Source organism: Candidatus Krumholzibacteriia bacterium (assembly GCA_035649275.1).
Lineage (GTDB): Bacteria > Krumholzibacteriota > Krumholzibacteriia.
The window spans coordinates 1-3,283 of record DASRJW010000042.1 but is presented as its reverse complement, the minus strand read 5'-3'; the positions used below and the strand labels follow the sequence as shown (position 1 = coordinate 3,283).

General features: G+C 67.7%; 3 protein-coding genes. All 3 read right to left on the bottom strand.

Annotated features, from left to right (window positions below; translation table 11 throughout):
* Positions 1-1,373 (bottom strand): efflux RND transporter permease subunit (locus VFE28_04235; protein ID HZM15190.1); only part of this gene is annotated, 1,373 nt, incomplete at its 3' end.
* Positions 1,370-2,752: an efflux RND transporter periplasmic adaptor subunit gene (locus VFE28_04230; protein HZM15189.1), complete on the bottom strand. Its 1,383-nt coding sequence runs from the start codon at positions 2,750-2,752 to the stop codon at positions 1,370-1,372. The genes VFE28_04235 and VFE28_04230, both read right to left, overlap by 4 nt.
* Positions 2,749-3,283, bottom strand: a 535-nt coding sequence (locus VFE28_04225) for a TolC family protein (GenBank protein HZM15188.1), incomplete at its 5' end; no start/stop codon positions are given. The genes VFE28_04230 and VFE28_04225, both read right to left, overlap by 4 nt.

Here is a 3,283-nt window from a genome sequence, read left to right as displayed (position 1 = left end):
ACGGGCAGGAAGGCCACGGCGATGACGAGGAGCGAGAAGAACACCGAAGGCCCCACCTCCTGCAGGGCCTCGAGCCGCACATTGTGGAAGTCGCCGCGGCGCCCGCTCGCTTGCCAGTGATGCAGCTTGTTGTAGGCGTTTTCCACCTCGACGATGGCGCCGTCCACGAGCACGCCGATGGAGATGGCGATCCCCGCCAGCGACATGATGTTCACCGTCACCCCCAGGTAATACATGGGGATGAAGGAGAGCAGCACCGACAAGGGGATGGTGGCGATGGGCACGATGGCAGACGGTAGGTGCCAGAGGAAGAGCAGGATCACCGCGGAGACGATGATCATCTCGAGCACCAGCTCGTGCTTCAAGGTCTCGAGGGCGCGGTGGATGAGATCGGCGCGATCGTAGGTGGTGACCACTTCCACACCTTCCGGGAACGAAGGGTGGAGATCGTGTAGCTTCTCCTTTACCCGCTCGATGACGTTGAGTGCGTTCTCCCCGTGGCGCATGACCACGATGCCGCCCACTTGATCTCCCAGGCCATCCAGGTCGCCGACGCCACGCCGGATCTCCGGCCCGAGCTGCACGGTGGCCACGTCGCGCAGCAGGACCGGCACGCCGGCCTCGTTCACCTTGACCACGATCTGCTCGAAGTCGGCGGGACTCCGCGCGTAGCCGCGGCCGCGCACCATGTATTCCGTGCCGCTCCACTCCACCAGCCTGCCGCCGACCTCGTTGTTGGAGGCCCGGATGACCTGGACCACCTGATCGAGCGGAATGCCGTAGGCCGCGAGCCGGTTCGGATCCACCTGCACCTGGTACTGCTTCACGAAGCCGCCGAAGGTGGCGACCTCGGCCACGCCGGGCACGGACTGCAGCGCATAGCGCAGCGTCCAGTCCTGATAGGACCTGAGCTCTTGCAGCGAGTGCTTCCCGGAGCGGTCCACGAGGGCGTACTGGAACACCCAGCCCACGCCGGTCGCGTCGGGACCGAGCTCGGTGCGCACGCCGTCGGGGAGGCGCGGCTGGATCTTCGACAGGTATTCGAGGACGCGGGAACGCGCCCAGTAGAGATCCGTGCCGTCGCGGAAGATGACGTAGACGAAGGAAAAACCGAAGTCGGAGAAGCCGCGCACCGCCTTGACCCTCGGCGCCCCGAGGAGGGCGGTGACGATCGGATAGGTCACTTGATCTTCGATGATGTCGGGCGAACGGTCCCAGCGCGAGTAGATGATCACCTGGGTGTCCGAGAGATCGGGCAGGGCGTCGAGGCGAATCTCGTGCAGCAGGTGCACGGCCAGCGCCGACAAGGTCCCCACGACCAGGAGGACGAAGAAGCGCCGCTCCGCCGAGAACTGGATGATGCGACGGATCATCGCTGCCCGCCCTCGTGCTGGTGTGCACTCGGGCCGCCAGGCAGAGCGCCGCGCAGGCGCGACTCCGAATCGAGGAGGAAGTTGGCGCCGACCACGACGCGCTCCCCCTCCTGCAGCCCCGAGCGGATTTCCACCCGTTCCGGAGTGCGCAGGCCGATCTCCACCGCCCGCGGCTCGAAAAGGTTCGGCCCGGTTTCGACGAACACCACCTGGCGCACGCCGGAATCGAGGACGGCGGAAGCGGGGATCACAAGGGCCGGCGTGGCGTCCACTTCCAGCGTTACGTCCACGAACATCGCCGGCTTCAGCTCCAGGTCCGGGTTGGCGAGTTCGAGACGGGCCTTGAGCGTTCGCGTCGTCGGATCGAGATAGGGATAGACGTAAGAAACACGGCCCGCGAAAGAACGCTGGGCGTCATAGGGCAGCGACAGCGTCGCCTTCTGCCCCACGCTCACCAGCCTCGCCTCGTTCTCGTAGAAGTTGGCTTCCACCCACACCCAGGACAGATCGGTCACCATGTACAGCTCCTGCCCGGGCGTCACGTGTTGGCCCTCGCGCACCTCCTTGCCGGTGATGTACCCGGCGACCTGCGCCACCAAGGTGACGTGCGGCTGAGCCGTCCCCCGCTTCTCGAGATCGACGATGAAGTTCTCCGGCACCTCGTAGAGCTCGAGCCGGCGCCGGGCGGCCAGCAGCAGATCCACCGCGCCCTGCTTCACCTCGGGGATCGACGAGGTGGCGAAGCGCGCTGCCGCTTCGCGGGCGCGCAGGAATTCCTCCTGGGTGGCGAGGAGCTCCGGCGAGTAGACGTCGAGGACGGGCTCGCCCTTCCGCACGTACTGCCCCATGGAGGTGACGTAGAGCTTCTCCACGTAGCCGTCGATGCGCGTGTGGATGTGTCGCACGCGCGATTCGTCCGGGACCACGGTGCCCACCGTCCGCACCTGGCGCGCCACGCTCTCCCGGCGCGCGACGGCGATCTGGATGCCGGCGAGCTCACGGCCGCGTTCATCCAGGGTGACCGGCGCCATTCCGGGCACGGTTCCGCTTCGCATCGCAGCGGTATCGACACCGGCGGGAGCGGGCATGGCCATCCCGCCTGGCATGTCCATCGCACCGTGCTCCGAGTGCGCCCCTCCGGTCGCCCCGGGGTCGGCCTGTGCCGCCACGGCGGGCACCTCCCGCTTCACCAGGCGCATGTTGCAGATCGGGCAGTCGCCAGGTCGATCGGAGACGTACGTCGGGTGCATCGGGCAGTAGTACTCGGCTTTCTCTTTCTTGCTACATCCGGCCAAGACCACGACGAGCGCGAGAAGGAGAAGGACCGCGACGGCAACGGCGCTTCGGCGCCGCTTCGAGGCGTGACTCGCGCGCTTCATGGCTTTTCCTCCCCGGGGGCTGGCGACGGCGGCGCCACCAGCGACTCGATCTCCGCCCAGGTGGTGTAGCGCTCGGCCTCGCGGCGGGCGAGCTGCATCCGGGAATCGAGCCACGTTTCGAAACCTTCGATCACCGCGGGGAAATCGCCGCGACCGGCGAGATACGAGGCCCGCGCCGCGTCCAGCGCCGTGCTGCTCTGCGGCAGGAACGCCTCACGATAGCGGCGCACCTGCGCTTCCGAGCGCGTCCAGAAGGCGGTGAGTCGCGCCACCTCGGCGCGGGTCGCCGCCTCGGCATCGCGCTGCTCGGCGCGCGCCATCTCCAGCTCCTTTTCGGCCGCCCGAACCAGCGGCTTCGTCCGGCCGCCGCGCCAGAACGGCAGCTCGGTGCCGATGCGTAGCGTGCCTAAGTAGTCGAGATCGCCGCGGTAGGCATAACCGGCGCCGACGAAGAAGTCGGTCGGGCCTTCCTTGCGCGCCGCACCGACCTTGGCTGCTGCCGCCGACACCGCGGCGCCGCTGGTGGCGAGG